We start from the raw sequence: 6,281 nt of genomic DNA on the forward strand, positions 1-6,281 counted from the left end.
CGCCCCTACCACCAGTACCGCCTCTGCCACCACCAGCACCAAAGCCGCCAGTGTAACCAGTGCCACCAGTGTAGCCAGTGCCACCAGTGCCACCATTGGTACCACCAGTACTAGAAACCAAAAAAGCGCCGTCTATACCATTTGTACCTCTGCTACCAGTGCTGCCAGTGCTACCAGTGCTACCAGTGCTACCACCATCACCAAAGCCGTCAAAGCTACCAGTGCCACCAGTGCTGCCAGTATTACCATCGCCACCTACAGCGCGATTATCTGTAAAGTCAACATTGTTGACGGTAACATCACCATCGTAGACGAATAAGGCTCCGCCCGTGCCAGCACCGCCGCCAGAACCATCGCCTCCCTTGGCTACACCACTAGTGAGAGTAAGATCGTTAATTTCTACCTTACCGTTGGTAACAGCTAGTAGGGGTCTGTCTTCACCGTTTAGATCGATAACACCGTCACCATCGTTATCACCACTGATGCTATATCCATTACCATTGATAGTAATATCACTCTCAATCTCAGGCATTCGAGCGACACCGTTTGACAAACTTAGCCGTAAATCATTATTAAGTTCGATAGTATCCGCTTCAGAATTGGCGTTTGCTTGGGTTATTGCATAGCTCAGAGTTCCTGGAGTATCTCCCAAGCCGTTGTCTGTTGCTAGATTTACGTTATAATTTGCCATAATTTTTGCTCCTTTTGGGTAGGCGTGGAATATGCCCTTCAAGCCAGAGAATTTCTGTCTACCCTAAATTTCCTGAATTTGAATGACTTTAATTGACTGATTAACTGTTTGTAACTCGATTGAAAGTAGATAATTACTTAAATTTAAAAAAACCAAATTGTCAATCTATATTTTCGATATTTGAAAATCTTAAAAATAATATTTATTTGCGTAAGCAGATAACAAACAATTAATTACACTTTTTTTTAAACAAATATATTTTTTTTAACAAAATTCTAAGCAATAAATAATAGAGATAGTTAATTACGTTTAGGAACTTAGTTACCTATTCTAAATTCAATATAATCCTTTATGTCTCCCGTATTTTTACGGAAATGTTCTATTCAAAGTAGACAAAAATTGAAAAAAATATCTGCACATAAAAATAATTATTGTGGTAAAAATTTAAAACCCATGCAGTCTTATTTTTAGATAAAGTAAATAAATGTATACTTTTAAAATAATATCTGTTGTCAGAGTGGATTTATTGAGTTATAAACAAACAGGTAATATCTGTGATTGCTAAAGTTTATATGCTTAAGTTTTACTGGTGGAGATTTAGACAACATCTTAAGCTAAAACCACAGCAAGTATCTTCTCCCAAACAGGTCAATGCTGTGGTCGAGCAACAATCGACTAAAATCATCAATTTAGTTGGTTATATAATTCTTGGTTTGATGTTGTTAGACTATATAACTTTATTTTTAAATGCTAAGTTATTTAATCCTATTTGGGCTTGGGAAACTTCTGGTAAGTTAGTTGAAACTGTTTGGGGTTCGTTGATAGGATTGATTTTAATTTTTTATCGGCGCGATCGCGACTTTATTAAACCAAAAGAATTAAATTTTTTAGCTTTACTTTCCTGGTTGGCTCTATTTTTAGGTACGGTGTATTTTCTAATTACGCCAATTTTAATTGGTAATGCTTTTAGAATCGAGCGCAGTCAAAAAGCTAAGTTTGCTATTCAAATCAGCCAGCAAAAAGAACGCATGCAGCAATATTCCAGGCAGCTAAAAAGTGCCAATGAAGAACAATTGAATACTTTACTTAGAGCTTATCAGCAAAAAACACCAGAACTCGCAATTACCTCTCCTCAGCAGTTAAAACAAAATTTACTCACTCAAGTCAGGCAACAGCAGCAAAATAGTCAAAAACAACTGCAAAAAAATTTTAGTAAACAAAGAACAGAGTTGATCGAAACAACTTTTAAGTGGATTATTGGAGCAATTATTTCTGGAATTGGCTTCATAATGATTTGGAGTCATACCCAGTGGACTAGAGTATTACGTTTAACAAATACTAATTAATAAGTCGCTCAAATGCTTGAAAAAGTGCAATTACAACCCTATAGTTTCTGGTTGCTAATTATTACAGGGTTATTAATATTTTTAAATTGGCATTTAGTTGCTTACAATTCTGTTTGTTTGATTTTTTGGTGTGCGGCTTTGCTTGTTACTTGGCAAAATCGCAATACACGTTCTCTCGATAGTAATATTTTTTCTACCTGTTTGGGACTATTATTAATTACCTGGATGTCAGTGCGTAGTAGTCTGATGAGCGATCGCGCTACCGATGTTTTAGCTCATTTTTATCCAATTATTTCTTGTTTGGGAATTTGTCTGTTAGCTACTAGAATTTCACACATTAGACACTACTGGCGAGAAATTATCATTGTCAGTCTTACAAGTATTCCCCTCTCTCATATTCTCAGCTGGCTCTCGCTTAATAAAAATATTGCCATTTTGGATGCCAAAATATCGCGGTTGATGCTTTGGTATGTTGGGTTTGATGTGCATCAAATAGATAATTCGGTAGTATTGCCCACAGGTTCGATTGAAATTGCGGGAGGCTGCACTAGCTTTAAGCTTTTATGGCTAATGTGGCAATTTTGTTTGGTCATCTCTTTATGTTTTAGCCTTAAAAAAAATCAAAAAGTCCTGTTGGCACTTTGGGCAACGATAATTGCTTTTTCAGTTAATAGCGTACGTCTCGGTTTGATGGCTTTTTTGGTAGTTAACGAACACCAAGAAGCTTTTGATTATTGGCACGGTAGCAGTGGTGCGGCAATATTTACCAACCTTGCTGTTTTCTTATTTGCCTTAGTTTACCGGCTTCTAGTCAGTCACAAAGAAGAAAAAACTCAAGATTTGAGTAAGCTATATGAACATTAAATATTGGCAGTTAGCTAGAACTGTAGTTTTAGGCTGCTGTAGCTTGGGAGTTGCATTCGCGATTGGGATTAATTTGTTTGTTAAAGATTTTAAGAATGAATTTGTACCTCCCCTTGTGTTTAAGGAATGGAAAGAGATCGAGCCTAAATTTATTAATAATCTATTTCCTTACCGCAATCGAAATATCCAAGGATGGCGCGATTACGCTCCGCTTACCGCCACAGGCGATCGAAAGAGAACCGACAACAGCCTAGTTACAGAAGTGTATTACGTTCCTAACTATACCCAGGGTAATGAGAAGTTGATTCAAAGATATCGAGGAATAGCGAAGGATATGTCTGACAAAACCGATACTGTCGATAATAGTTCGAGAATAACTGTTGTTGAAAATAAACTTGGCACTTACGGCTTATCTACCCATGATGAGAAAATGTATCTCAATACCTGTATGTATTCACAAGGACAAACTGCTTTTAGCAAAAGTCAAATTATCGCTCTTGCCAATGAAAACATGTCTCGCCGTTTATTACCCTGGATATTTGGACTAGAAGATTTAAGAGATTGGGATTGTTTTTGGGTTAATATATCTGTTTCTCTCGTAGATATTAATGAAACAAAAGCCGCTAGTTTGTTAGAGACACGGTTACGCGAACTAAATGCAAAATCGATTGAGGCGATGGCACCTTAAGCTTAGAGTGACTAATTAACGACAATTTAATCTTAATTAGACGATTTATCTGACAGCCAAAAGCTGAAGATGAAATTAATCGAGGCAATTCGTCATGCAAGCGATCGCTACAAGAAATGTCATAAGCAACTTGAATCGCTTAACGTAATAGCAGAGATTTTATAATTGCAGGTTGCTCTTTAGTTAAGCTTGTACAAACCATCTTTTAAATGTTTTTATTTGCCCATACTGCTCTTTAGCTTCAGTCAGTTGTAAATCATCATTCTCGATCGCATCATGCAAAACTGCCGATGGTGTTACCCCAAAAGTTTTCTTAAATAAGCGAGAAAAATAAGCAGAGTTGGTAAATCCAGAACTAACAGCAATGTCAAAGATTAGAGTTTTCGATGTTCCTGGTTTGGCATCAATAAGTTGGTCAAAAGCTCGTTTGAGTCGTTGCTCTCTAATATAACTCTCTACACCAGCAAATTTCTCAAACAAACGATACAAGCTCGATCGCGAAATGTTAAATGTTTGACAAAGGTATTCATTATTCAGAGACGACAAATGTAAATTAGCACTAATAAAATTTTGGACTGCGGTTAGTGTAGAAGCTCGTACGCATGTTTGCTCGTAGTCTGACTGCTGGCGTTGCGGCAACAGCAGTCCATTGAGTAACCCTGCTAGAGCATTAGACAGTTCTCTGGCTTCAGACTGCTCGACCTTTGACAGCAAACACCAAAGTTCACTCATAAACGAGGACAAAACTCTACCTTTAGCAGATGATACGTCCCAAGATAGAGCCGAGGAATGCTTGGTATTAAAGGACTGAACCATTTCTCTGGGAATCGTAAACGAAATCAACTTGGCATCACTAATGTTTGTGTACAGAGAGTGCCGATAGTCAAGCAAATTAATTTGTTTCGGGGACATAATAATAGAGTCGTCTTTTAGATATCCTGTCCCGCCTCCATCTAAATACCACTCTAAAACCAGATGATCGCTCGCTCCTATCTTGGTGTGCCTCAAGGTGCGACGAAATGTTTGAGCATCAAATTCAACTTCGGTAAAAATTATCCGACCGAGTAGGTAGGCTTTGACCGAACCCGAAAATTGGTCGGGTTTCTGTACATTGATGTCAAAGAGTGGGCTAGTTAGCTCATGCCAGGCAGTCAAACAATCTTTCGGAGGCATTTCATCCGAACAGGGTTGAGCATAAGGAATCTTCTTAGCATTTGCTGTATTAACGGTCGGCTCGGATGTTACCACTACTAAAGTAATCTTTAAAAATATTTCGCTTAGCCATACTAGCTATAGAGTAAGTAATCGTCAAACCTCTTTATCTTTACTCTTCAGAAAATTTAGTGAGTTTTAGACGAGGTCAAAATCTCATTCAAACGTAATCTCCAGATATTTGAGACGCTAGTCCAATTATTTTGAGACACCAGTACAACTCAACAAAGTGCCTAATTGTTAAAATTTTGGAGCAAATGCAAATTAATCCTATTTTAAATAAAAATTCTTATCTTTGATTACCTGGTTTAATTTGCATTTATATTCAGCTAAGAAATAAATCGCCGTAATTTTGGTTTTAGATATTTAAAAGTTTATTTTCTAATAAAAAAAATTCAGAAAATTCAATAACTGTATATACCATATACCGCTAATTTATTCTATCGATTAGCGGTATATGCACTGAAAAATTATAAATTGGCTCAGACAAAATATTTATAGCTTGCTTATTAAAACATTTATAAAAATACCGTATTCAAAAATAAAAGTAAGATAAAATACGTAATTTTTCTAATGCTTATCTCTTTACTTAGCTTTAACATAAAAGCAAATTGCAGACAAAAATATTTGATTTGCATTCTGTAAAAAAACTGAAAAAGATGAATAGTTTATTCAAAGTTCACGAACTAACTTTTGCTCTTGTAATCCGTAATTACGATTTAAGTCTGGCTCATGCTAAGTTTCTGCAATCTAGCGGTATTGTTTCCAGTGATTGGACTTTGAGTCGTCAACCCGTTGCTAACGATCGCCTTAGCCAAACCGTCTATAGCAATGGAATTAATATTATTGGCGAACCCAATCGCTGCCTATTTGGAGAAACTTTAGAAGACAAAACTCCAAAAGCTTGCGTTAGTCCTGAAGTCGTCCGAGGCTATATCAGTAAATTATCTAATCTCGATTATCATGCACTGGGTATTAACTTTCGAGCTTATCTGCAGTTAGACTCTTTAGGTTTTGAATCTTATCAGGACTTTTATAACCAAATTTTAGTACCTGGTTCTTGGCAACAGCATGGAACTAAACCAGTGCAAACAGAGTTGCGCTTAGTTTATGACTTTGAGGATAGTCGCTGTAGTCTTGTCATTAATGAAGGAAAACTGCGCCAGCCAGACTCAGAAGCTTTACCAATCATTGTTTTTAGTGGTAATTTTGCCTACGAACTGAAGCATGATACTGATGCAGAACGTACGGAAAAAATTAAAGACATAGTTACCAATTGGCAAAACGATCTTCAAAAATTCCAGCAAATTATTAGTGAGTTTCCTCTAGAAGCTAAAGAAGAAATATTAATACCTATAGAAGCCTAATATTTCTAGTTTCTCCTTACAACACAATTTATCTGCTTTTTGAAGTATGCAGGGAGACAGCAACGCCTAAAAGTTGTCTCCCTTTATTTTTCAGAGTTTCCTATTTTTAAAAT

At 36.6% G+C, this 6,281-nt stretch carries 5 protein-coding genes and 1 pseudogene; 4 read left to right on the top strand and 2 right to left on the bottom strand.

Annotated features, from left to right (window positions below; translation table 11 throughout):
- Nucleotides 1-691: pseudogene (locus KV40_RS01580) on the bottom strand (hypothetical protein); the annotation flags it as partial.
- 572 nt (nt 692-1,263) lie between these two features.
- On the opposite strand from KV40_RS01580, the gene KV40_RS01585 reads away from it, so the two are divergent.
- The 3 genes from KV40_RS01585 to KV40_RS01595 are packed head-to-tail and all read left to right on the top strand — an operon-like array spanning nt 1,264 to nt 3,589.
- The gene (locus KV40_RS01585; RefSeq protein WP_036477432.1) at nt 1,264-2,037 is read left to right on the top strand and encodes an HpsJ family protein; all 774 of its coding nucleotides are present in this window, start codon (nt 1,264-1,266) and stop codon (nt 2,035-2,037) included.
- 12 nt (nt 2,038-2,049) lie between these two features.
- Nucleotides 2,050-2,901: a cyanoexosortase A gene (gene crtA / locus KV40_RS01590; RefSeq protein ID WP_036477308.1), complete on the top strand. Its 852-nt coding sequence runs from the start codon at nt 2,050-2,052 to the stop codon at nt 2,899-2,901.
- The gene (locus KV40_RS01595) at nt 2,891-3,589 is read left to right on the top strand and encodes a hypothetical protein (protein ID WP_036477310.1); all 699 of its coding nucleotides are present in this window, start codon (nt 2,891-2,893) and stop codon (nt 3,587-3,589) included. The genes crtA and KV40_RS01595 overlap by 11 nt, the downstream gene beginning before the upstream one ends.
- A 183-nt stretch (nt 3,590-3,772) precedes the next feature.
- Here KV40_RS01595 and KV40_RS01600 read toward each other — a convergent pair whose 3' ends face one another.
- Nucleotides 3,773-4,837, bottom strand: a complete 1,065-nt coding sequence (locus tag KV40_RS01600; RefSeq protein ID WP_036477312.1) for a helix-turn-helix domain-containing protein — start codon at nt 4,835-4,837, stop codon at nt 3,773-3,775.
- Nucleotides 4,838-5,460: 623 nt separating this feature from the next.
- Here KV40_RS01600 and KV40_RS01605 point away from each other — a divergent pair.
- Complete coding sequence (locus tag KV40_RS01605; RefSeq protein WP_036477314.1) at nt 5,461-6,168, top strand: hypothetical protein; 708 nt, start codon at nt 5,461-5,463, stop codon at nt 6,166-6,168.
- Nucleotides 6,169-6,281 lie beyond the last annotated feature (113 nt).

The sequence above is a fragment of the Myxosarcina sp. GI1 genome (genome assembly GCF_000756305.1).
In the GTDB taxonomy this organism is placed as follows: Bacteria; Cyanobacteriota; Cyanobacteriia; order Cyanobacteriales; family Xenococcaceae; genus Myxosarcina.